The sequence below is a fragment of the Nocardiopsis sp. NRRL B-16309 genome (assembly GCF_001279585.1).
Lineage (GTDB): Bacteria > Actinomycetota > Actinomycetes > Streptosporangiales > Streptosporangiaceae > Nocardiopsis.
Genome location: NZ_LGEC01000084.1, coordinates 31116 through 53102, shown reverse-complemented (window position 1 = coordinate 53102; position 21987 = coordinate 31116). Strand labels below are relative to the sequence as shown.

General features: G+C 70.8%; 21 protein-coding genes. 7 read left to right on the top strand and 14 right to left on the bottom strand.

All coding sequences use genetic code 11. From position 1 onward, the window contains the following. The first annotated feature begins 489 nt into the window (after window positions 1–489). Complete coding sequence (locus ADL05_RS18860) at window positions 490–2436, top strand: glycoside hydrolase family 18 chitinase (protein ID WP_053618306.1); 1947 nt, start codon at window positions 490–492, stop codon at window positions 2434–2436. Window positions 2437–2686: 250 nt separating this feature from the next. On the opposite strand, the gene meaB is transcribed toward ADL05_RS18860, so the two are convergent. Together meaB and ADL05_RS18850 are read right to left on the bottom strand one after the other, a co-directional pair. Beyond that, window positions 2687–3646 carry a methylmalonyl Co-A mutase-associated GTPase MeaB gene (gene meaB / locus ADL05_RS18855; RefSeq protein ID WP_053618305.1) on the bottom strand — a complete coding sequence of 320 codons (960 nt, stop codon included), beginning with the start codon at window positions 3644–3646 and terminating at the stop codon, window positions 2687–2689. Between the two features lie 149 nt (window positions 3647–3795). Further along, window positions 3796–4983, bottom strand: a complete 1188-nt coding sequence (locus ADL05_RS18850) for an acetyl-CoA C-acetyltransferase (protein WP_053618304.1) — start codon at window positions 4981–4983, stop codon at window positions 3796–3798. An 86-nt stretch (window positions 4984–5069) separates the two neighbouring features. Here ADL05_RS18850 and mce point away from each other — a divergent pair, with 86 nt between their 5' ends. After that, window positions 5070–5534: a methylmalonyl-CoA epimerase gene (gene mce / locus ADL05_RS18845; protein ID WP_053618303.1), complete on the top strand. Its 465-nt coding sequence runs from the start codon at window positions 5070–5072 to the stop codon at window positions 5532–5534. 456 nt (window positions 5535–5990) lie between these two features. Further along, window positions 5991–7277, top strand: coding sequence for a DivIVA domain-containing protein (locus ADL05_RS18840; RefSeq protein ID WP_053618302.1), 1287 nt, complete (start codon window positions 5991–5993; stop codon window positions 7275–7277). 126 nt (window positions 7278–7403) lie between these two features. On the opposite strand, the gene ADL05_RS18835 is transcribed toward ADL05_RS18840, so the two are convergent. The 3 genes from ADL05_RS18835 to ADL05_RS18825 all read right to left on the bottom strand — a co-directional run bounded on the left by ADL05_RS18835 (window position 7404) and on the right by ADL05_RS18825 (window position 9781). Continuing rightward, the gene (locus ADL05_RS18835; RefSeq protein WP_053618301.1) at window positions 7404–8144 is read right to left on the bottom strand and encodes an alpha/beta hydrolase; all 741 of its coding nucleotides are present in this window, start codon (window positions 8142–8144) and stop codon (window positions 7404–7406) included. Between the two features lie 24 nt (window positions 8145–8168). Next, complete coding sequence (locus ADL05_RS18830; protein WP_197285851.1) at window positions 8169–8489, bottom strand: ATP/GTP-binding protein; 321 nt, start codon at window positions 8487–8489, stop codon at window positions 8169–8171. A 74-nt stretch (window positions 8490–8563) separates the two neighbouring features. Further along, window positions 8564–9781: a 3-hydroxybutyryl-CoA dehydrogenase gene (locus ADL05_RS18825; RefSeq protein ID WP_082376566.1), complete on the bottom strand. Its 1218-nt coding sequence runs from the start codon at window positions 9779–9781 to the stop codon at window positions 8564–8566. A 91-nt stretch (window positions 9782–9872) separates the two neighbouring features. Between ADL05_RS18825 and nucS the strand changes: the two genes are divergently transcribed. From nucS to ADL05_RS18805, 4 genes are all read left to right on the top strand, one after another. Continuing rightward, the gene (gene nucS / locus ADL05_RS18820) at window positions 9873–10550 is read left to right on the top strand and encodes an endonuclease NucS (protein ID WP_053618299.1); all 678 of its coding nucleotides are present in this window, start codon (window positions 9873–9875) and stop codon (window positions 10548–10550) included. Window positions 10551–10716: 166 nt separating this feature from the next. Next, window positions 10717–11385, top strand: coding sequence for a DUF1707 domain-containing protein (locus ADL05_RS18815; RefSeq protein ID WP_053618298.1), 669 nt, complete (start codon window positions 10717–10719; stop codon window positions 11383–11385). A 233-nt stretch (window positions 11386–11618) separates the two neighbouring features. Then, window positions 11619–13208 (top strand): M28 family peptidase, encoded by a 1590-nt coding sequence (locus tag ADL05_RS18810; protein WP_053618347.1) that lies wholly within the window; start codon window positions 11619–11621, stop codon window positions 13206–13208. Between the two features lie 1031 nt (window positions 13209–14239). Continuing rightward, window positions 14240–14836 (top strand): cob(I)yrinic acid a,c-diamide adenosyltransferase, encoded by a 597-nt coding sequence (locus ADL05_RS18805; RefSeq protein WP_053618346.1) that lies wholly within the window; start codon window positions 14240–14242, stop codon window positions 14834–14836. A 92-nt stretch (window positions 14837–14928) separates the two neighbouring features. Here the strand turns inward: ADL05_RS18805 and ADL05_RS18800 are convergent, their stop codons facing one another. From ADL05_RS18800 to atpE, 9 genes are all read right to left on the bottom strand, one after another. Beyond that, on the bottom strand, window positions 14929–15228 hold the full coding sequence (locus ADL05_RS18800) for an MTH1187 family thiamine-binding protein (protein ID WP_156365920.1): 300 nt from the start codon (window positions 15226–15228) through the stop codon (window positions 14929–14931). 56 nt (window positions 15229–15284) lie between these two features. Then, window positions 15285–15773, bottom strand: a complete 489-nt coding sequence (locus ADL05_RS18795) for a DUF2550 domain-containing protein (RefSeq protein ID WP_053618296.1) — start codon at window positions 15771–15773, stop codon at window positions 15285–15287. An 18-nt stretch (window positions 15774–15791) separates the two neighbouring features. Further along, on the bottom strand, window positions 15792–16181 hold the full coding sequence (locus ADL05_RS18790) for a F0F1 ATP synthase subunit epsilon (protein ID WP_053618295.1): 390 nt from the start codon (window positions 16179–16181) through the stop codon (window positions 15792–15794). A 75-nt stretch (window positions 16182–16256) separates the two neighbouring features. Continuing rightward, window positions 16257–17702 carry a F0F1 ATP synthase subunit beta gene (gene atpD, locus ADL05_RS18785; protein WP_053618294.1) on the bottom strand — a complete coding sequence of 482 codons (1446 nt, stop codon included), beginning with the start codon at window positions 17700–17702 and terminating at the stop codon, window positions 16257–16259. A gap of 5 nt (window positions 17703–17707) precedes the next feature. Continuing rightward, window positions 17708–18628, bottom strand: a complete 921-nt coding sequence (locus ADL05_RS18780) for a F0F1 ATP synthase subunit gamma (RefSeq protein ID WP_053618293.1) — start codon at window positions 18626–18628, stop codon at window positions 17708–17710. Window positions 18629–18631: 3 nt separating this feature from the next. Continuing rightward, window positions 18632–20272 carry a F0F1 ATP synthase subunit alpha gene (gene atpA, locus ADL05_RS18775; RefSeq protein WP_053618292.1) on the bottom strand — a complete coding sequence of 547 codons (1641 nt, stop codon included), beginning with the start codon at window positions 20270–20272 and terminating at the stop codon, window positions 18632–18634. A 73-nt stretch (window positions 20273–20345) separates the two neighbouring features. Continuing rightward, on the bottom strand, window positions 20346–21167 hold the full coding sequence (locus ADL05_RS18770; RefSeq protein WP_053618291.1) for a F0F1 ATP synthase subunit delta: 822 nt from the start codon (window positions 21165–21167) through the stop codon (window positions 20346–20348). After that, the gene (locus ADL05_RS18765) at window positions 21167–21706 is read right to left on the bottom strand and encodes a F0F1 ATP synthase subunit B (protein WP_053618345.1); all 540 of its coding nucleotides are present in this window, start codon (window positions 21704–21706) and stop codon (window positions 21167–21169) included. The genes ADL05_RS18770 and ADL05_RS18765 overlap by 1 nt, the downstream gene beginning before the upstream one ends. Window positions 21707–21742: 36 nt before the next feature. Then, window positions 21743–21952: an ATP synthase F0 subunit C gene (atpE, locus tag ADL05_RS18760; RefSeq protein ID WP_053618290.1), complete on the bottom strand. Its 210-nt coding sequence runs from the start codon at window positions 21950–21952 to the stop codon at window positions 21743–21745. Between the last annotated feature and the right edge of the window lie 35 nt (window positions 21953–21987).

Sequence of the window (21987 nt, the reverse complement as noted above, 5' to 3'; positions counted from 1 at the left end):
ACGGCACCGCCCTCCGGACCAACGACGCGACGTCCGATCCCTGGCCCCGCAGACCCCCGGTCCGGCCACCCCGGACCGGGAGGTGTCGGTGCTCTGATCCGGGGAGCACCGCCGCCGGGGTCGGCGCGGACCGATGTGCGACGGACCGCGCCGACCCCCCGCTCCCGCCTCCCGGCCCCTCCCCCGCTCCCGGCCCCGGACCGCCCGGGGCCGCCACCGGACCACCACGGAACACCCGCCCTCCCCTGACCGCCGGAGGAACGATGCCGCCCCTGCCGCGTACGCGTTCCCGAGCGCCGCCCGGCCCCGCACCCCACCGGCTCCGAGCGAGCCGGGGCATCCCCGTCCGCCCCGCGAGGGCGTGACACGAGGGGGAGTCCCGCCCGACGGAGCACCCGCCGCAGTCCCGGACGCACACCCCTCCCCCGGCGCCACCGGAATCTGGCGCACCGGGCCCCGCATCCGCTCACGTACCAGGAGAGACCCCACGTGAGATCCACACGACTCAGGACCCGGCTGGCCGCCCTCGCCGCGGCCCTCCTCATCGTCCCCGCGGGCCTGGCGGCCTCCCCCGCCGCGGCCGACACCACCGACATCACCGTGACCTACGTCGAGACGAGCCGCTGGGACAGCGGCTACGGCGGCCAGCTCACCATCGACAACGGCTCCGACGCCGCGCTCGACCAGTGGTCCATCGACATCACCCTCCCCGAGGGCACCACCATCACCAGCCTGTGGAACGCCACCCACAGCAGTTCCGGCGACACCCACACGATCTCCAACCCCAGCTGGGGCGCGAGCGTGCCCGCCGGCGGGACCTACTCCATCGGCTGGAACGGCACGCACTCCGGTGGGGAGACCGCCCCGGTCGACTGCTCCCTCAACGGCGGCTCGTGCTCCGGCGAGCCCGGGACCCCCGACACCGAGGCGCCCGGCGCGCCCTCCGACCCGACCGTCGCGGGCACCACCTCCGGCACGGTGTCCCTGGAGTGGGGCGCGGCCACCGACAACGTGGCCGTCGCCGGGTACGAGGTGCTCTCGGGCGGCGAGGTCGTGCGCGCGGTGACCGGCACCAGCGCCACCGTCACCGGACTGGACCCCGCCACCGAGTACACCTTCACCGTCCGCGCCTACGACACCTCCAACAACCGGGGTCCGGAGAGCGGACCGGTCACCGCCACCACCGACGAGGCGGACACCGGTACACCCGTGGACGAACGCCGGGTGGCGTACTTCACCCAGTGGGGCATCTACGACCGCGGCTACCTCGTCCAGGACCTGGTGTCCTCCGGCACCGCGGAGAAGCTCACGCACATCAACTACGCCTTCGGCAACATCAACGCCAACGGCGAGTGCTTCATGGCCAACCAGCTGGGCGAGGGCGACGCCTGGGCCGACTACGGGCGCTCCTTCACCGCCGACCAGAGCGTCGACGGCGTCGGCGACACCTGGGACCAGGACCTGCGCGGCAACTTCAACCAGCTGCGCGAGCTCAAGGAGCTGTACCCGGACCTGAGGGTCAACCTGTCCCTGGGCGGCTGGACCTGGTCGGAGCACTTCTCCGACGCGGCCCTGACCGCGGAGTCGCGCGAGCGGATGGTCTCCTCGTGCATCGACCAGTACCTGCGCGGCAACCTGCCGCTCTTCGACGGCGCGGGCGGCCCGGGCGCGGCCGAGGGCGTCTTCGACGGCATCGACCTCGACTGGGAGTGGCCCGCCTCCTCCGGGCACGAGCACAACACCGTGCGCCCCGAGGACCGGGAGAACTTCACCGCCCTCGTGCAGGAGTTCCGCGACCAGATGGACGTCCTGGAGGCCGAGACCGGCCGCCAGTACGAGCTGACCTCGTTCATGCCCGCCGACCCGGAGAAGATCGACCTCGGCTACGAGCTGGACCAGCTCATGCCCAACTTCGACTTCATCACGGTGCAGGGGTACGACTACCACGGCGGCTGGGAGGACACGACGAACCACCAGTCCAACCTCCTGGAGACGCCGGGCGACCCGGGTCCGGACATCTTCTCCACGGAGACGACCATCCAGACCTACCTCGACTACGGGGTGAGCCCCGACGACATGCTGCTGGGCGTGCCGTTCTACAGCCGCGGCTGGACGGGCGTCCCCGCCGGACCCGACGGGAACGGGCTCTTCCAGACCGGCACCGGACCCGCGGGCGGCACCTACGAGGAGGGCATCGACGACTGGAAGGTGATCAAGGACCTGAGCGGCTTCGACCTGTACCGGGACGACGCCTCCGGGACGGCCTGGCTCTACGACGGCACCACGTTCTGGACCTACGACGACGAGACGTCGATGACCCAGAAGACCGACTGGGCCCAGGCCAACGGCCTCGGCGGCGTGATGGTCTGGTCCATCGACGGTGACGACGCCGACGGCAGCCTGATGACCGCCATCGACGGCGCGCTGGCCGACTGACGCACCGGGGCCGACGGCCTCCAGGGCGCGGCACAGGCCGGGTTCCGGAGGCCGTGCGGGTGCGCGTCAGAGGAATGAGGAGCGCACCCGCACGGCCGAAGGCCCCCTGCCCGAAGCGCCACGGCCGAAGGCCGGAGAGAACACCGCACGGGCGCCGACGGGGGTTTCCCCGGTTCCGGGCGCCAGGGCCGACACGGGACCCCGCTCCGTGTCGGCCCTCCTTCGTGCGCGGGAGCCGGTCAGCCCCGCCTCAGTCCCCGGGCTCGGTGCCCAGTTCCTTCAGAAGCAGGTCGGCGGCGGTGTAGGGGTCGTGGCGCCCCTCCGCCACGTCCAGGGCCAGGACGTCGATCCCGCCGTCGGCGCCCACGCCGCCCAGGCGCGAGCGCAACCGCTCCAGGGCGATCGCCTGGATCTCGCCCCGGGCACGGGCCCGGCGGCGCTCGGCGAGCTCTCCGTTGGCCTCCAGGTGCGCGTAGTGCTCCTCCACCCGCGCCCACAGCTCCGCGACGCCCTCGTCCCTGGCCGCCACCGTCATGACGATCGGCGGCTTCCACTCCTCGTCCGTGCGGTCGACCATGGCGACCATCTGGCGCAGCTCGCGCAGTGTCACCCGGGCGCCGTCGCGGTCGGCCTTGTTCACGGCGAACACGTCGGCGACCTCCAGCACGCCCGCCTTGGCCGCCTGGACGGAGTCGCCCATGCCCGGGGCGCAGAGCACCACGGTCGTGTCGGCCTCCCCGGCGATCTCGACCTCGGCCTGGCCCACGCCCACGGTCTCCACCAGGATCACGTCGAACCCGGCCGCGTCCAGCACCCGCAGGGCGTGCGGGGTGGCCCAGGACAGCCCGCCCAGGTGCCCGCGGTTGGCCATCGAGCGGATGTAGACGCCCGGGTCGGTGGCGTGCTCCTGCATGCGCACCCGGTCGCCCAGCAGGGCGCCGCCGGTGAAGGGAGAGGACGGGTCGATGGCCAGGACCGCCACGCTCAGCCCCCGCTCGCGGATGGCGCGCACGACGGCGTTGGTGGTCGTGGACTTGCCCACGCCCGGCGAACCGGTGAACCCCACCACGCGGGCCCGCCCGGTGTGGGGCGCCAGGCCCGACATGATCTCGCGCAGTTCGGCCGACCCGTTCTCCACCAGCGTGATGGCGCGGGCCAGCGCTCGGCGGTCGCCGTCGCGGACCCGTTCGACCAGTTGGGCGGTGTGCATCGAACTCCCTTGTTCGTCTCCGTGCTCACGGCGGGCTCCGGGGTCTCCGGCGCCCCGCCGGGTCGGGGCCGGTGTGCCCGGGCCCGCGGCGGGGCGGAGGGTTCGTGTCCCCCCGCCCCGCGAAGCGCGTGCGTCGACTCCGCCGCCGGCTACTCGGCGGGGACGGAGAACAGCAGGGCGTCGCCCTGGCCGCCGCCACCGCACAGGGCCGCGGCGCCCAGGCCGCCGCCGCGCCGGCGCAGCTCGGTGACCAGGTGCAGGGCCAGCCGGGCGCCGGAGGCGCCGATCGGGTGGCCGATGGCGATGGCGCCGCCGTCGACGTTGACGATGTCCTCGGACACGCCCAGGTCCCGCACGGACTGTAGGCCCACGGCCGCGAAGGCCTCGTTGATCTCGATCAGGTCCAGGTCCGCCACGGACCGGCCCGCCTTGCCCAGCGCGTGCTGGATGGCGTTGGAGGGCTGCGAGTGCAGCGAGTTGTCGGGTCCGGCGACGTTGCCGTGCGCGCCGATCTCGGCCAGGACCGGGGCGCCGAGCTCCTCCGCCTTGGCGCGGCTCATCACGACCACGGCGGCGGCGCCGTCGGAGATCTGCGAGGACGAGCCGGCGGTGATGGTGCCGTCCCCGTCGAAGGCCGGGCGCAGCTTGGCCAGGCTCTCCTCGGTGGTGTCGGGGCGGATGCCCTCGTCGGCGTCGAAGACGACCGGGTCGCCCTTGCGCTGGGGGATCAGCACCGGGACGATCTCCTCGGCGAAGCGCCCCTCGGCCGCGGCGGCGGCGGCGCGCTGGTGGGAGCGGGCCGCGAAGGCGTCCTGCTCCGCGCGGCCGATGCCGAGCTTGGCGTTGTGGCGCTCGGTGCTGGCGCCCATGGAGTCGCCCTCGAAGGGGTCGGTCAGGCCGTCGTGCGCGGTGGCGTCCAGGACCTCCACGGACCCGTACTTGTAGCCCTTGCGCGACTTGGGCAGCAGGTGCGGGGCGTTGGTCATGGACTCCATGCCGCCCGCGACGACGATGTCGAACTCGCCGGCGGCGATGAGCTGGTCGGCGAGGGCGATCGCGTCCAGGCCCGACAGGCACACCTTGTTGATGGTCACGGAGGGCACGTTCATCGGGATGCCCGCCTTGACGGCGGCCTGGCGCGAGGGGATCTGCCCGGCACCGGCCTGGAGCACCTGTCCCATGACCACGTATCCGACCTGTTCGCCGCTGATGCCGGCCCGCTCCAGCGCGGCCTTGATCGCGAAGCCGCCGAGGTCTGCGGCGGAGAACCCGGCGAGGGAGCCGAGGAGTCGGCCGGTCGGGGTCCGAGCCCCACCGACGATGACGGAACCGGGCATCGTAACTGGCCTCCATGTGATCGGTGACGCACCTGGTCTGCCACGATACCCACACGGCCCTCGTCCATCTCCGGGAGGTTCCATCCATGAGCTCCGCGCCCGATCCCAGCGGCCCGTTCTCCGGCCTGACCCGTCTCGACCACGTCGGAATCGCCTGCCGCGACCTCGACGCCTCGATCGCGTTCTACCGCACCACGTACGGCTTCGTGGTGGAGCACGAGGAGGTGAACGAGGAGCAGGGCGTCCGCGAGGCGATGCTCCGAATCAACGGCACAGACGACGGCGGAGCCACGTATCTGCAACTCCTGGAACCGACCCGGCCCGACTCCCCCGTGGCCAAGTTCCTCGACCGCAACGGGGAGGGCGTCCACCACATCGCGTTCGGCACGGGTGACGTGGCGGCCAGCGCGGCGGGCGTCGGCGAGCGGGGGGTGCGCGTGCTGGACAAGGAGCCGCGGCACGGCACGCTGGGGTCGAGCATCGTCTTCCTGCACCCGAAGGACTGCGGCGGTGTCCTCACCGAACTCGTCCAGGCGGCGGAGCGCCCGTAGCCGGTCCGATCGGGGGCGCGCGCCCAGGTCAGCTCGGGGGCACGCACGAACGCACAACGTCACGAGGACGTTCCGGACACATCACATCTTGGGCACCCAGAGAACCCTTGACCATCACGCCCACCGGAAGTTACCCGAAACCCTCTTCCCAGGGGTGCGGCGCTTGATAAAGTCGGCTAGCTGCCGGATCCGAATTCCGGCGTTGGTCCATGTCTTGCCGCCCGGTGGTCGAGCCTGGGTCAATGTGCCGCCGTGCTGCCGCGTCGTGAAATCGACCGGTGCCCGCCCACGGCGGACGGAGGAGGCCGGGGAGTGACCGGTCCCGTCGTCCCGGCCCACCGCCAGGTCCGCACACCACCGGACACCGCACCGTCCACGGGGGTGGAAGCAGCCGCCCTCCCGCCGCTCTCGGCCGAATGCAAGTAGCCGTCTCGCACCCGTTCAGGATTCCGCCACATGTCGTCAAACAACATTGACACCCAACTCAACAACATCTTCGACGAGGACAACACCCCGCCAGAGTTCGACGTGGTGCTGCGTGGCTTTGACCGCACCCAGGTGCTGGACTACCTCGAGGGTCTGCGCAACGAGGCCAAGCAGTCCAGCAAGCAGGTCGAGAAGTTCAAGTCCGAGCTCCAGGCGAAGAACCGCCAGCTCCAGGAGCGCGAGCGCCCCTCCTACGCGGGTCTGGGCTCGCGGATCGAGGAGCTGCTGCGCCTGGCCGAGGAGCAGGCCAACGAGCTCGTCCAGAGCGCCCAGATCGACGCCAACGACATCAAGTCGGCGGCCAAGATCGAGGCCGCCGAGATGCGCGCCGCCGCCGAGTCCGAGGCCACCGAGGTCCGCACGCTCGCCCAGCGCGAGGCCGACGAGCAGCGTCAGGCCGCCGAGTCCGAGGCGGAGGAGATCTCCACCACGGCCCGCCGCGAGGCCGACGAGCTGACCTCGACCACCGAGCGCGAGGTCCAGAAGAAGCGCTCGGCCGTCGACCACGAGATCGCCGAGAAGCGGGCGACCTTCGAGGGCGAGATCGCCAAGCTCCGCACGACCACCGAGCGCGAGTGCGCCCAGGCGCGCGCCGCCGCCAAGCGCGAGCGCGACGAGACGATCCAGGCCGCCAAGAGCCAGGCCGAGGAGCTGCGCAAGAACGCCGAGCGCGCCTACGCCGAGTCCGAGGCCCGCCGCACCGAGGCCGAGGACCAGTTCGAGCTCCAGCTCGCCGACCGCCGCGCCGAGGCCGAACGCCAGGACGCCGAGCGTCTGGCCGCCGCCCAGGCCGCCACGCAGAAGATGGTCAACGAGGCCGAGGAGCGCGCCTCCAGCGCCGAGCAGCGCGCGACCAAGGCCAGCCAGCAGGCCGAGCAGACCCGCCGCGACGCCGAGAACCACGCCAAGCAGCTGGTCAACAACGCCAAGAAGAACGCCAACCAGATCGAGGCCGAGGCCAAGTCGAAGGCCGAGCACCAGCTCAGCGACGCCAAGTCCGAGGCCAACCGGATCATGACGGCCGCCAAGAAGGAGGTCGAGGAGCTCAACGCGCAGCGGGACAGCATCCAGTCGCACCTGCAGCAGCTGCGCCAGCTGCTCGGTGGCGGCGGCGCCCCCGCCCCGGCCGCTCCCCCGGCCCCCTCCCCCGCGGCCATCTCCCAGCCGGAGCCGGCCGCCAAGCCCGCCGCGGAGGAGCCCAAGCAGCCCGCGCACACCGGCAAGGGCAGCGACGACGAGGACTGGTGGCAGGAGTAGCGTCCCGGCCTGACGGCTGAGCGCTCCGCGTCCACGACGAGGGGCCCGTTCCCACCCGGGAACGGGCCCCTCGTGTCGTGTGCGGGGTGGAGCCGGTCGGCGCCGCGCGCGTGCGGTGGGCGGACCTCAGCCGAGCGGCTGGACGTCCTTCTCGTAGGGGCCGTCCCACTCGGTCGGCAGGGGGTGGGCGGCGGGGTTGACGCGCTGGACGATCTCGTCGAGCACCCGGCGCACATAGGTCTCGCCCACCCACAGGTGCTTGGCGCCCTCGACGCCGATCACCTCCGCCTGGGTGAGCGGCGCGAAGCGTTCGGCGGCCTCGTCGGGGCGCAGGAAGTCGTCGTGTTCGGGGACCAGGGCCATGACGGGCTTGCCGGACTCCGCCCACACCCGCATGTCCGCCTCGTCGGCGCGGTGCAGCGGGGGCGACAGCAGCAGCGCGCCCCTGATCTGCGGGTCGCACCCCCACTTGAGCGCCAGCTCGGTGCCGAACGACCAGCCGAGCAGCCACGGCTCGGGCAGGCCCTCGAACTCGGTGAACTCGATCGCCGCGACCACGTCGTGCCGTTCGGTCTCGCCCTCGCCGAACTCGCCCTGGCTGGTGCCGTGCCGCGAGGTGGTACCGCGCGTGTTGAAGCGCAGCACCGCGATGTTCGCCAGGGCGGGCAGCCGGAAGGAGGCCTTGCGCAGGACGTGGCTGTCCATCATGCCCTCGGCCGTGGGCAGCGGGTGCAGGCACACCAGGGTGGCCACCGGCGCGCCGCCCTCGGGCAGGGCGAGCTCACCGACCAGCTCCAGGCCGTCGGCGGTGTGCAGGGTGACGGGGCGTCGCACGGCGGGCAGCACCGTGGTGGCTCGGATCTCCATGGCTCCTCGGGGATGTCGCGGATGTCAGTAGCGGGGGGCGCGGTGGGAGCGCCGGTCCCAGCAGGAGGAGTGCCAGTGGCGTCGGTCGCCGCCGTCGCCGTAGGGGCGCCAGGCCACGACGTGCGGCATCCCGGTGGGGATCTCCTGCGCACAGCCCGGGCACCGGTAGACCTTGGTGGCGGAGGCACCGGGGATGCGCCGCGTCACCCACTCGCCGTCGGCGCCGGTCTCGCGGCGCTGGCCGCCGGTGATGCGCAGCATCAGGGCGTCCTCGTCGGGAGGACCGTTCGGCCGTCCGCGGTTCCGGGAGGACTGGCGACGGGAGGAGTTTCGACGCGGGCTCACGCCGTCCAGGGTAGGAGAGAACCGGCAGTGGCCGCCGCCACACGCGCGGCGGCGGCCACTGCCGCTCGGGGCTCTCAGCCGTGGCAGGCGCAGCCGCCACCGCCCTGCCCGGAGCCCTCCTCGGCGTCGGGCAGCCGGTCCATCAGGAGCGGCGCGGGAACGGTGACGCTGGTCAGACCGTACTCGCCCATGGCCACCAGCGTGGTGACCACGGACTCGGCGCCGCGCTTCTCCAGGAGTTCGGTCGGTCCCTCGGGGTAGCCGCACCCGAACCGCATGGCGGTGTCGACGTCACGGGCGGAGGCGTAGCCGTCGCCGATCATGCGCATCGCGTCGTCGATCTGGGGCGCGATGAGGATCTCGCCCAGGTCCAGCGTCTCCTCCTCGCGGATCATCTCCGCGAAGCGCCCCGTGGGCCGGGGCTCGGGCTGGTCCTCCGTGCCCGCGTAGAAGCCCTGGCCGCTCTTGCGGCCCAGGCGTCCGGCCGCGACCATGCGGCGCAGCAGGGGCGCGGCGACGTAGCGCGGGTCCCGGTACTCGTCCCACAGCACGTCCATGACGGCCAGGCACACGTCCAGGCCGACCAGGTCGGCGAGGGTGAGCGGCCCCATGGGCAGGCCGGCCGCCTTCTGCACGGCGGCGTCGATGTCCTCGCGGCTGGCCACCTTGCGCTCGTAGAGCCGGACGGCGTCGTTGATGTAGGGCACCAGCAGGGCGTTGGCCACGAACCCGGCGCGGTCGCCCACCGCGATCGGGGTCTTGCCGATGCGCTTGGCGACCTCGGTGACGATGTCGACGGTCTCGGCGCTGGTGGAGACCGTGGTGATGACCTCGGCCAGCTTCATCACCGGCGCCGGGTTGAAGAAGTGCAGACCGACGACCTTGTCCGGGCGTCCGGTGAGCGCGGCGATCTCGGTGACCGAGAGCGAGGAGGTGTTCGTGGCGAGGATCGTGCCGGGCGGGCAGATCCGGTCCAGGTCGCCGAAGACGTCCCGCTTGATCGCCATGCGCTCGGGCACGGCCTCGACGACGAAGTCCGCGTCCGCGAGGTCCTCGCGTGAGGTGGTGAAGCTGAGCCGGGCGTCGATCCCGGCGCGTTCCTCCTCGGTGAGTTTGCCCCGGCTGACCGCACGGGAGAGGGACTTGTCCACGTGACCGCGACCGCGGTCGAGGGCGGCCTGGTCGATCTCGACGCCGATGACGTTGAATCCCGCGCGGGCGAACACCTCGGCGATGCCCGCGCCCATCGTGCCGAGTCCGACGACTCCGACCTTGTCAAATTCCTGCACCATGTGCCCCACCTTAGACGGCCGTCCTTTCCACCCCGTACGTGGCCGCCCCGGTCCGGCCCCGGGCGGGCCCGGGAGGCGGTAACGTGACGCCGTGCGTCTCGTCATCGCGCGGTGCAGCGTCGACTACGTCGGCCGGCTCACCGCCCACCTGCCCATGGCTCCCCGGCTCGTCCTCATCAAGGCCGACGGGAGCGTCTCCATCCATGCCGACGACCGGGCGTTCAAGCCGTTGAACTGGATGAACCCGCCGTGCAAGCTCCGCGAGGAGACCGTGGCGGACGGCCCCGACGTGTGGACGGTCACGCACACCAAGTCCGGCGAGAAGCTGGTGCTGACCGTCGAGGAGGTCCTGCACGACTCCTCGCACGAGCTCGGCAAGGACCCGGGCCTGCAGAAGGACGGGGTGGAGTCGCACCTGCAGGAGCTGCTCGCCGAGCACATCACCACGCTGGGCGACGGCTACACGCTCATCCGCCGCGAGTTCCCCACCGCGATCGGGCCGGTCGACATCCTGTGCCGTGACGCCGCCAACGCCACGGTGGCGGTCGAGCTCAAGCGGCGCGGTGACATCGACGGCGTCGAGCAGCTCACGCGCTACCTGGAGCTGCTCAACCGCGACCCGCAGCTGGCCCCCGTGCGCGGCGTCTTCGCCGCCCAGGAGATCAAGCCGCAGGCGCGCGTGCTGGCGGAGGACCGCGGGATCTCGTGCGTGGTGCTGGACTACGACGAGCTGCGCGGCATCGAGCCGGACACCCTGCGCCTGTTCTGACGGGCCTGGCCGGTGTCCTGGAGGACACGGGCGATCCCCGGCGCCTGCGCGCCGCCGCAGGGCGCTCGGCGGAGCCGTCCACGCTGGGCGAGGCCGGTCACCTCTCAGGGCCGTCTCAGGGACGTTCCCGATACACCGTGACCGCGCGAGGGCGGATAATCGAACCATGGTGGACCCCGTGAACGAACCCAATCTCCCCGAACCCAGCCGGATGCGCGCCTCCGACGCCGACCGCGACTCCGTCGCGCACCGCCTGCGCGAGGCGCTGGCCGAGGGCCGTCTGACCCCCGACGAGCACAGTGAGCGCCTGGACGCGGTGTACGGCGCCAAGACGCTCGGCGAACTCGTCCCCCTCACCGAGGACCTGCCCGCGCCCGACTCCGGACGCTCGCCGTCCCCTCTGCCCGGCGACTTCCACTCGCCCCGCCCGGTCTACGGCAGCGGCCGGGTCGTCGACGCGGAGCCCACCAGCACCGTGGCGGTGGCCGTGATGGGCGGCGCCGACCGCTCCGGCGGCTGGGTGGTCCCGGCGAACTTCTTCGCCGGCGCGGTCATGGGCGGGGTGGAGCTGGACCTGCGCGAGGCGCGCTTCACCCAGCGCGAGTGCACCATCTGGGCGGGCACGGTCATGGGCGGGATCGACATCACCGTGCCCGACGACGTCCAGGTGCGGGTGCACGGGCTGCCCGTGATGGGCGGGTTCGGCTCCACGGGGGCGCTGCCCAGCGTCATGGACCCCCAGGCTCCGATCGTGCACGTGCGCGGCCTGGCCGTCATGGGCGGCGTCGATGTCAAGTACCGCCGGCGCAAGCACCAGAAGGAGATCGACGACTGAGCCGGGGCCGCGCATCCTCACGTTCGAGACGTTTGGCGTGAATCGCCGCCCCCGTGGCCACAGTTCGTATGGAACCGGTCAGTGCCGTGGCTGATTGTGGCAATCTCCCCCACCCCTCCTTGCCGTCGCCCCACGACGGTGGAAGGCTGCTCCGGTAGTTCGCTCACCGTGTCCATCCCCCGACAGCACGGAGTGGTGGACCCCCAGACACCGGAGGAACATCGTTGCGCCCCATCAGTCGACGTGCCGCTTCTCCCAGACCGAGTGACTCCACCCGTCGGCACGGGAGGGCGGCCACCGCCGGAGTCGCCGCCGCCATCGTCGCCGCCGGGACGCTCGCCGCGTCCCCGGCCCTGGCCGAGCCGGGCCCGCCCCCACACGCCGGGCCCCCGGAGCACTCCAACGCCCCTGAGCACGCCGGGCCGCCGCGCTCGGACGAGGCCGCCCTCCCCGACCTGGTGACCACCGAGGCCATCGAGGGCCACCTGGAGAACCTCAACACCATCGCGCGCTACAACGGCGGCAACCGCGCGTCGAGCACCCCGGGCTACGACGTGGCCGCCCTGTACGTCGAGGACCAGCTCGAACGCGCCGGGTACGAGCCGTACCGCCACGAGTACGAGTACCTCTCCTGGCAGGAGCACTCCGACGCCGTCCTGGCCATGACGGCTCCGCGCGGGGCCGACTTCGAGGTCGGGGTCGACTTCGCCACCATGAGCTACTCGGCGGCGGGCGACGTGAGCGCCGCGGGCGTGCTGGTGCGGACGGAGGCCGCGGACAGCGGATGCTCCCCCGAGCACTTCGAGGGCTTCCCCGAGGGCGCGATCGCCGTCACCATGCGCGGCTCGTGCGCGTTCGCGCAGAAGACGCAGAACGCCGCGGACGCGGGCGCCGCCGCGGCCGTGGTGATCAACAACGAGGACGAGCTCCTCCAGGGCACGGTCTCCGAGCCCTCGGACATCCCGGTCGTGGGCATGTCGCGGCACGCGGGCAACCAGCTGCTGGAGGCGGGCGAGGGCCTGGAGCTGCGGGTCGCGGTCGACTCCACCGCCGAGACCAGCACCTCCTACAGCGTGCTGGCCGAGACTCCGGCCGGACGCGACGACAACGTCGTGGTCGTCGGCGGCCACCTCGACAGCGTCGAGGAGGGCCCCGGGATGAACGACAACGGCAGCGGCACCGCGTTCCTGCTGGAGACCGCGATCCAGCTCGCGGGCCAGGCGGACCCGAACAACCAGGTGCGGTTCGCCTTCTGGGGCACCGAGGAGAGCGGCCTGGTGGGCTCGACCCGCTACGTCGAGAGCCTCACCGAGGAGCAGGTCGACGACATCGCGCTGTACCTGAACTTCGACATGATCGGCTCGCACAACTACGCGCGCTTCGTGCTGGACGGCCGGGGCGAGCTGCCCGACTCCAGCGGGGCGCCCTCGGGCTCGGGCGCCATCGCCCAGGTCTTCGAGGAGTACTTCGACGAGCAGGGACAGGTCAGCGAGCCGGGCGTGCTGAGCGGCCGCAGCGACTACCGGCCGTTCATGCTCGCCGGGATCCCGGCCGGCGGCCTGTTCAGCGGCGCCGACGGAGTCAAGACCGAGGCGCAGGTCGAGTGGTACGGCGGTACGGCCGGTGAGATGTTCGACCCGTACTACCACACGGACGAGGACACGCTCGACAAGATCAACACCGACGCGCTCAGCGAGCTGTCCGCGGCCGGGGCCCACGGCGTGGAGTTCTTCGCCGACAGCACCCTGCCGGTGAACGGCGTGGCACCGCTGTCCAGCCCGGTGATCTCCTTCGACCGGATCGGCGACGAGCTCGTCCGCTAGCCACCAGCCACGACGACCAACCAGCTGGGCCCGGAGGCACGCCTCCGGGCCCAGCGCCCCCCAAGGGTTCAGACTGCGCGACCCAACGGGCTGAGGGCGGCCATTCAGCCTGCGTCAACTCCACGGGGCTTGGACCCGCACACGCGGGCCTACCCCAACCCCAGGGGAGAGAGGTAACTGCCTGAACCCCAGGGGGTGGGAGGTGGCCGGTCAACCCCGCATCAACCCCAGGGGGGACGCGCACACGCGGGCCTACCCCAGCCCCAGGGGGTGAGAGGTAAGCCCGTTCAGGCTGCCCGGACCACTGGGGGTTGGAGGTGGCCGTTCAAGGCGCCTTGGCCACAGGGGGTTGGTGGCCGTTCAGGTGACGGGGCCACAGGGGGGTTCGCGAGGGGCGCGCCAGTGTTCTGCAGGAGGAGACGGGGCCGCCGCGAGGAACGAGCAAGGCAAGTCGACGACGAAGAACACTGGCTACCCGGCGCCAGCGAGGGCGCCGACGGGTCCTGGAGTGGCTGGAGGTGCGCTCCCGAGGAACGAGGGCGTGCACCGCAAGGCGCGAAGGCCCCGTCTCAAAGGCGCCCCGAGCACGGGCCAAAGCGAGGAACGAGCGGAGGCCCAAAGAAAGCACAGGTGTGAGGGGCGCGCCGGTGCCTGCAGGAGGAGTCTCTGCCGCCAGCGAGCCTGCGAGCCAGGCAGAAGCGACGACGAAGGACCCGGCGTGAAGCGCCCCCGAGCGGGAGCGGAAGGCGTGAACCCCCCGGTTCCACGCCTTCCGCCCCGAGCGGTGTTCCCCCTCCGCGACCGGGCCCGGGTGGCCCCCCTCTTCCACACGGGAGCGCGAACGCGTACACCGCGGAAACTACGTTGAGTAGCTTCCATGTGCCCCAATGTATCAGTGAGCTGCGTCACCTTCACCTGCTGAGACTGAACAGTTATCCTCCGTCACTCCCGGTGATCCGGCCCGGCGTCCGCGGCGCCCCCGACGGCGCCCGTGCGTCACTCCGGGCCGACCGAACCCTAGGGTGGGGACCATGACCAAACGGGACACGGACAAGCCGGTCGTACTGTCGAAGATCTACACACGGACGGGCGACGCGGGGACCACGTCGCTCGCGGACATGAGCCGGACGAGCAAGAACGACACGCGCCTGGTGGGCTACGCCGACACGGAGGAGGCCAACGCCGCCATCGGCCTGGTGCTGACGCTCGGTGACGTCCCCGACGACGTCCGGACACTGCTCGGCCGCGTCCAGAACGAGCTCTTCGACCTGGGTGCGGACCTGTCGACCCCGATCACGCCCGATCCCGCCTACCCGCCGCTGCGGGTGGAGCCGGAGTACGTCGCGCGTCTGGAGGAGGCCTGCGACACCTACAACGCCGACCTGCCGACCCTGCGCAGCTTCCTGCTGCCCGGCGGCTCCCCCACCGTGGCGCTGCTGCACACCGCGCGGATCGTGGTGCGGCGGGCCGAGCGGGCCGTGTGGGCGGCGATCGAGGAGCACGGCGACACGGTCAACCCGCTCACCGCCCAGTACCTCAACCGGCTGTCGGACCTGCTGTTCATCCTGGGCCGGTACGTCGCCGGCGACGGCGACGAGGTCCTCTGGAAGCCCGGCGGCGAACGCTAGGTCGTGTTCTTCGCGGCATTCCGGGCTCACGGCCGCCAGGCCGCAGAAGAACACTCCCTGGGCGCCCCGGCCGGGGCGGGTGCGGCCCGGGGTCAGTCCAGGGCGTCCAGTTCGCGTTCGAGGTCCTCGACCTTGCTCCGCAGGCCGTCGGTGACGCCCTCGCGGATGTCGGCCTTGAGGGTGAGCGACACCCGGGACGCCCCCTCCCCCGCGGCCGCCACCGCGCGCTTGACGACGTCCATGACCTCGTCCCACTCACCCTCGATGCTGGTGAACATGGCGGAGGTCTCGTTGGGCAGCCCGCTGTCCCGCACGACCTTCACCGCGCGCGCGACGGCGGGGGCGACGGACTCACCGGAACCGAGTGGGGACACAGAGAAGGCGACGATCATGGGGCCCATGCTCCCCACCGGGGACGGGCCCGTCAAGCCGCCGTGCGGGACGCCGCTCAGGCCTCCCAGCGGGTGCCCGGAGGCATCGACTCCATCCAGGACAGGAACCCGGTGAGCGTGCTGTCGTTCATCGCGATCTCGAACGACACCTCCTCGGGGTCGCCGTCGCCGACGGACGCCCAGCCCACCTGGAGCACGGTGACGTCGGCCGGCAGGTAGGACAGGTCGTCGGCGTCGGGGGAACGGCGCCCCACAACGACGAGACCGCGGCGCGACAGCATCGCTGTCGGCCGCGGTCTGAGCGAGAAGAGGGGGAACCAGCCGAGGTTCTCCGAGCCGTACCGGCCGAAGCCGATCCGCCACTCGCCCCGGCGGCCCCTCTCCTCGGGAGCACGCAGGTAACACTCCACCGCACCGCCGCGCCGTTTGAGCACGGCGCGGCGTACGAAGGCGGCGAGCACCACCGCGAGAAGGACGAGGAGCAGGGCGATGAACGCCCACTGCGTGGCGTCGAACCACGTCGTGCCAGGCAGCAGTCGATCCATCGTGTGCCGTCCCTCTCGTTAGGCGACTTCCTCGCCGGCGGCGCGCAGACGGCTGCGGGCGCGCCCCAGGGCGACGTCGTCGCCGCCCTCGGACGCGGACGTCAGCGCCGTGCGCGCCCGTTCCACGTCGATGTCCTCGGCCAGCTCGGCGGTCTCGGCGAGAATCGAGACACGACCCTCACCGGAGACGGAGACGAACCCGCTGTGCGCGGCCGCCACGACCTCACCGGTCTCCCGAGCCCCGAGGACGCGAACGACCGCGTCGTGCGCCAGCACCGCGAGCACGGGGACGTGCCCGGGCTGGACACCGATCTCGCCATCGACGGTCTTCGCGATGACCATGTCGCCCTCGCCCGCCCAAATCTCACGTTCGGGCGAGACGATCTCGACGAAAAGCTTCTTCGACACTGCCACAAACTCCTCGGCTCGTGGGCGGGTTCAGGCGGTCCGGCCCCCGCGGACGGGGGCCGGACCGACCGGAACCTACTCGCCCTGCAGCTTCTTCGCCTTCTCGACGACCATGTCGATGTTGCCGACGTCGAGGAAGGCCTGCTCGGGCAGGTGGTCGTACTCACCGTCGCAGACCGCCTTGAAGGAGGAGATGGTCTCCTCCAGCGGCACGAACACGCCCGGGGTGCCGGTGAACTTCTCCGCCACGAACATGTTCTGCGACAGGAAGCGCTCCAGGCGCCGCGCCCGGTTGACGACGATCTTGTCCTCTTCGGACAGCTCGTCCATACCGAGGATGGCGATCTGGTCCTGCAGGTCCTTGTTGCGCTGCAGGATCTCCTTCACCCGCTGGGCCACCTGGTAGTGCTCCTCGCCCACGTACTGCGGGTCCAGGATGCGCGAGGTGGAGGCCAGCGGGTCCACCGCCGGGTAGATGCCCTTCTGCGAGATCGGGCGGGAGAGCTCGGTCGTCGCGTCCAGGTGGGCGAAGGTGGTCGCCGGAGCGGGGTCGGTGTAGTCGTCCGCGGGGACGTAGATCGCCTGCATCGAGGTGATCGAGTGACCACGCGTCGAGGTGATCCGCTCCTGCAGCTGACCCATCTCGTCCGCCAGGTTCGGCTGGTAGCCCACGGCCGAGGGCATACGGCCCAGCAGCGTGGAGACCTCCATACCGGCCTGGGTGAAACGGAAGATGTTGTCGATGAACAGGAGCACGTCCTGCTTCTGGACGTCGCGGAAGTACTCCGCCATCGTCAGAGCGGACAGCGCCACCCGCAGACGGGTGCCCGGGGGCTCGTCCATCTGGCCGAAGACGAGCGCGGTGTCCGGGAGGACGCCCATCTCGTCCATCTCCAGGAAGAGGTCCGTACCCTCACGGGTGCGCTCACCGACACCGGCGAACACGGACACACCACCGAAGTTGCGGGCGATACGGGTGATCATCTCCTGGATGAGCACCGTCTTGCCGACACCGGCACCGCCGAACAGACCGATCTTGCCGCCACGCACGTACGGCGTGAGGAGGTCGATCACCTTGATGCCCGTGACCAGCATCTCGGTCTTGGACTCAAGCTCGTCGAAGGACGGGGCCTTGCGGTGGATCGGCCAGTACTCGGTCGCACCCAGCTCCGAGGAGGGCACGTCCATCGACTCGCCCAGGGTGTTGAACACGTGGCCCTTGACGACGTCGCCGACGGGCACGCTGATCGGCGCGCCGGTGTCGCGCACCTCGGCGCCGCGGACCATGCCGTCCTGGGGCGCCAGGGAGATGGCGCGGACCAGGTTGTCACCGAGGTGCTGGGCGACCTCCAGGGTGACGGTCTTGGTCTTGCCGCCGATGCTCACGTCGGTGTGCAGGGCGTTGTACATGGCAGGCAGGGAGCCGACGGGGAACTCCACGTCGACGACCGGGCCCGTGACTCGGGCGATCCGGCCGGTGGCGGTGCCAGCCCCGGCCGTCCCTTCAACAGTCGCAGTCACTTTTGTTACTCACTTCCCGCGCTGGCAGCAGAGAGCGCGTCGGCACCGCCGACAATCTCACTGATCTCGTTGGTGATCTCGGCCTGACGCGCCTGGTTGGCCAGTCGGGTCAGGTTCTTGGCGAGTTCCTCGGCGTTGTCGGTCGCGGCCTTCATGGCCGCGCGACGGGACGCCTGCTGGGAGGCGGAGGACTCGAGGAGTGCGAAGTAGATCCTGTTGGTGACGTACTGCGGAAGCAGCTGTTCCAGGGCCTCCTCCGCGGAGGGCTCGAACTCGTAGAGCGGCAGCGCCCCACCTCCGGTGGCGGCCTGCAGCTCCTCCTCCTCGACCTCCTCGACCTCCAGCGGCAGGGCCCGGACGGACCCGGCGCGCTGGGTCAGCATCGAGACGAACTCCGTCGAGACCACGTGGATCTCGTCGACACCGCCGTCGGCGCTGTCCATGGCGAACTTCTCCATGAGGGCGGAGCCGATCTCCTGGGCGTGCGCGTAGGTCGGACGCTCGGTGAAGCCCTCCCACGAGGCCTCGACCGGGCGCTCGCGGAACTTGTAGAAGCCCACTCCCTTGCGGCCCACCATGTAGGTGACGACCTCCTTGCCCTGCTCCCTGAGGAGCTGGGACAGGGAGTCGGCCTCCTTGAGGGCGTTGGTCGAGAAGGCCCCGGCCAGACCCTTGTCGCTGGTGATGACCAGGACGGCCGCGCGGGTCGGGTTCTCCGACTCGGTCAGCAGCGGGTGATCGGTCACCCGGCCGGCCAGAGCGGAGACCGCCCGCGTGATCTCCCGCGCGTAGGGTCCGGCAGCCTCCGCCGCACGCTGCGCCTTGGTGATGCGCGTCGTGGCGATGAGCTCCATCGCGCGGGTGATCTTCGCCATCGACTTCGTCGAGCGGATCCTCCGGCGATAGACGCGAAGCTGTGCACCCATGGGTTACTTCCCGCCCTTGGCGACCTTGATGGTCTCCTGGCCGACCTTCTCCTCAGCGAGCGCCTCGGCCTCGGCCTCGGTGCCCAGAAGGCTGCCGGCCGAGGTCTGGAAGCCCTGCTTGAACTTCTCGATGGCGCTTTCGAGGGCCTGCTGGGTCTCCTTCTCGAACTTCCCGCTCTCGCGGATGTTGTCGAGAATGCCCTTGTGCTCGCGCTCCAGGTAGGACAGGAAGTCCTCCTCGAAGCGGCGCACGTCCTCCACCGGGACCTCGTCGATCTTGCCCGTGTTGCCGGCCCAGATCGACACCACCGTCTTCTCCATGGAGAAGGGCGAGTACTGGCCCTGCTTGAGCAGCTCCATCATCCGGGCGCCGCGCTCCAGCTGCTGCTTGGAGACCGCGTCCAGGTCGGAACCGAAGGCGGAGAACGCCTCCAGCTCGCGGTACTGGGCCAGACCCAGGCGCAGCGTGCCGGAGACACCCTTGGTGGCCTTGGTCTGGGCCGCGCCACCGACACGGGAGACCGACACACCGACGTCGATCGCCGGACGCTGGCCCTGGTTGAACAGGTCCGAGTCCAGGAAGACCTGGCCGTCGGTGATGGAGATGACGTTGGTGGGGATGTACGCCGAGACGTCGCCCGCCTTGGTCTCGATGATCGGCAGCGCCGTCATCGAGCCCTTGCCCAGCTCGTCGGAGAGCTTGGCGCAGCGCTCTAGAAGCCGGGAGTGCAGGTAGAAGACGTCACCCGGGTAGGCCTCACGGCCCGGCGGGCGGCGCAGCAGCAGGGAGACCGCACGGTAGGCCTCGGCCTGCTTGGTCAGGTCGTCGAAGACGATGAGGACGTGCTTGCCCTCGTACATCCAGTGCTGGCCCAGGGCCGAACCGGTGTACGGCGACAGGTACTTGAAGCCCGCCGGGTCCGACGCGGGCGAGGCGACGATGGTGGTGTACTCCATCGCGCCGGCCTCTTCGAGGGCGCCGCGCACACCGGCGATGGTGGAGCCCTTCTGGCCGATCGCCACGTAGATGCAGCGCACCTGCTTGTCGGGGTCGCCCGACTCCCAGTTGGCCTTCTGGTTGATGATCGCGTCGATACCGACCGCGGTCTTACCGGTCTGCCGGTCGCCGATCAGCAGCTGGCGCTGGCCGCGGCCGATCGGGGTCATGGTGTCGATCGCCTTGATGCCGGTCTGCAGCGGCTCGTGGACCGGCTGCCGCTCCATCACCGTCGCGGCCTGGAGCTCCAGGTCGCGGCGCTCGGTCGTCTCGATCTCACCCTTGCCGTCGATGGGGGCACCCAGGGGGTCCACCACGCGGCCGAGGAAGTTGTCACCCACCGGCACCGAGAGGAGCTGTCCGGTGCGGCGCACCTTCTGGCCCTCCTCGATGCTGGTGAAGTCACCCAGCACCACGACACCGATCTCGCCGACCTCAAGGTTCTGGGCCAGGCCCAGTGTGCCGTCCTCGAACTTCAGCAGCTCGTTCGCCATCGCCGAGGGAAGGCCACCGACGCGGGCGATGCCGTCACCGGAGTAGGTGACGGTTCCGACCTCTTCCGCGCGGGTGGCATCAGGCTCGTACGACTGGACGAAGCGCTGTAGCGCGTCCCGGATCTCGTCCGGCCGGATCGTCAGCTCCGCCATCTCTACGTTGTCCTTGCTCTCAAATGGCGCCGGGCCGGCGCCGTGCGTGCTTGCTTTGCGTTGTTCGCGTGTGTCAGCCAGCCAGACGGCGCTGGACCTCAGCGATGCGCCCGGCGATGGTGTCGTCGATGACCTCGTCACCCACCTGGATGGAGAGACCGCCCAGGAGCTCGGGGACGACGTCGATGTTCAGGTGGATCTCACGACCGTACTTGCGGGTCAGGACGTCCTTCAGACGTGCCTGCTGCGCCTCGGTCAGCACCTGGGCGGTACGGACCACCGCGACGTAGCGCTGGGCCCTCTCGGAGACCAGCCGGCCGAAGTGCTCGAGCGCCTGCTCCAGGGTACGACCCCGCGGGCGGGTGACCGCTTCGCTGACCAGGGTCAGCGTCGCGGAGTTCACCTTGCCCGAGAGGAGGTTCTCCACCAGGGTGTTGAGCTGCCCCGCCGACACGCCGTCCCGGGTGAGGGCCGCACGCAGCGCCGGCTCGGCGGCGAGGATCCGCTGGAAGCGGAACAGCTCGTCCTCGAGCTCGTCGAGGCGTGTGCCGCCGAGCGAGGCGACGGTCGCGTAGACCGCCATCCGCTCGACCGCGTCGACCATGTCACGCGGGGTCGACCAGTCCTGCTGGACGACGTCGTTGACCACGATGACCGTGGACGGCGACACCTTGTGCTCCAGCAGTTCCCCGGCCAGAGCGGTCTTCTGCTCGGCGGGGTTGGACTGGTCGGCCAGCCAGCGGCGGAGGGAGTGCTCGCCGCTCAGCAGGGCGACGACCTCGAAGAGCTCGCCGCCGAGGGAGACCGCGTACTGGCCGGCGTCCGCCGACGCCAGGACGTTCTCGTCCAGGCGCCGGGTCACCTCGGCCAGGGAGGAACGGCTGATACCACGCATCAGCGCACCTCGGCTTGCTGCGCGCTCTCGCTCTGCTCCAGTTCCTCCAGGAACCGGTCCACCACACGCGAGCGGGCCGCGTCGTCGTTCAGCGTCTCACCGACGATGCGGGTCGCGAGCTCGGTGGACAGGGCACCGATCTCGCTGCGGAGCTGGACGACGGCCTGCTGGCGGTCGGCCTCGATCTGGGCCTGGGCGGCCTCGATGATCCGACGCGCCTCGACCTGGGCCTCCTCGCGAGCCTCGGCGATGATCGCCGCGCGCTGCTCCTTGGCCTTCTCCAGCTCCTGGGCGTACTCGCGGTGCGCCTCTTCGAGCTTCTCCCTGTACTGCTGACGGATCTCGTCCGCCTCGGCCTCGGCCTTCTGAGCGCGAGCGATGCCACCCTCGATCTGGTCGGCACGCTCGTCAAGCGCCTTCGTCAGCCTCGGCCACATCTTGTAGACGACACCGAGGATGATGAGGAAGGCGATGAGACCGAAGGTGAACTCGTCCCAGTGAATACGCAGGACGTTCTCATGTTCAGCTGCCAAATACATGGTTGGCATCCCCTTCGCGTTCGTATGACCTTGCGACTAGACGGCGAACGCGAGAACGAAGCCGAGAATGGCCAGCGCCTCGATGACCGCGAAGCCGAAGATCATCTGGCCCTGGAGGATGCCGCGGGCCTCGGGCTGACGGGCGATCGCCTGGACGCCCATACCGAAGACCAGACCGACGCCGATGCCGGGGCCGATGGCGGCGAGACCGTAACCGATGGAGTTCAGGCTGCCAGCGATTTCCATGTGATATTCCCTTTACTACACGCCGACGATCATGG

What these genes read in the sequence shown, in the direction of transcription:
- ADL05_RS18850 (WP_053618304.1), bottom strand. Translation starts at nt 4,983, where the DNA reads ATGCCCGGTTCCGTCATCGTCGGTGGGGCTCGGACCCCGACCGGCCGA.
- ADL05_RS18840 (WP_053618302.1), top strand. Translation starts at nt 5,991, where the DNA reads ATGTCGTCAAACAACATTGACACCCAACTCAACAACATCTTCGACGAG.
- ADL05_RS18795 (WP_053618296.1), bottom strand. Translation starts at nt 15,773, where the DNA reads ATGGATCGACTGCTGCCTGGCACGACGTGGTTCGACGCCACGCAGTGG.
- ADL05_RS18825 (WP_082376566.1), bottom strand. Translation starts at nt 9,781, where the DNA reads ATGGTGCAGGAATTTGACAAGGTCGGAGTCGTCGGACTCGGCACGATG.
- ADL05_RS18800 (WP_156365920.1), bottom strand. Translation starts at nt 15,228, where the DNA reads ATGATCGTCGCCTTCTCTGTGTCCCCACTCGGTTCCGGTGAGTCCGTC.
- atpA (WP_053618292.1), bottom strand. Translation starts at nt 20,272, where the DNA reads ATGGCGGAGCTGACGATCCGGCCGGACGAGATCCGGGACGCGCTACAG.
- ADL05_RS18780 (WP_053618293.1), bottom strand. Translation starts at nt 18,628, where the DNA reads ATGGGTGCACAGCTTCGCGTCTATCGCCGGAGGATCCGCTCGACGAAG.
- ADL05_RS18805 (WP_053618346.1), top strand. Translation starts at nt 14,240, where the DNA reads ATGACCAAACGGGACACGGACAAGCCGGTCGTACTGTCGAAGATCTAC.
- ADL05_RS18815 (WP_053618298.1), top strand. Translation starts at nt 10,717, where the DNA reads ATGGTGGACCCCGTGAACGAACCCAATCTCCCCGAACCCAGCCGGATG.
- mce (WP_053618303.1), top strand. Translation starts at nt 5,070, where the DNA reads ATGAGCTCCGCGCCCGATCCCAGCGGCCCGTTCTCCGGCCTGACCCGT.
- ADL05_RS18765 (WP_053618345.1), bottom strand. Translation starts at nt 21,706, where the DNA reads ATGTATTTGGCAGCTGAACATGAGAACGTCCTGCGTATTCACTGGGAC.
- ADL05_RS18770 (WP_053618291.1), bottom strand. Translation starts at nt 21,167, where the DNA reads ATGCGTGGTATCAGCCGTTCCTCCCTGGCCGAGGTGACCCGGCGCCTG.
- atpE (WP_053618290.1), bottom strand. Translation starts at nt 21,952, where the DNA reads ATGGAAATCGCTGGCAGCCTGAACTCCATCGGTTACGGTCTCGCCGCC.
- ADL05_RS18835 (WP_053618301.1), bottom strand. Translation starts at nt 8,144, where the DNA reads ATGGAGATCCGAGCCACCACGGTGCTGCCCGCCGTGCGACGCCCCGTC.
- meaB (WP_053618305.1), bottom strand. Translation starts at nt 3,646, where the DNA reads ATGCACACCGCCCAACTGGTCGAACGGGTCCGCGACGGCGACCGCCGA.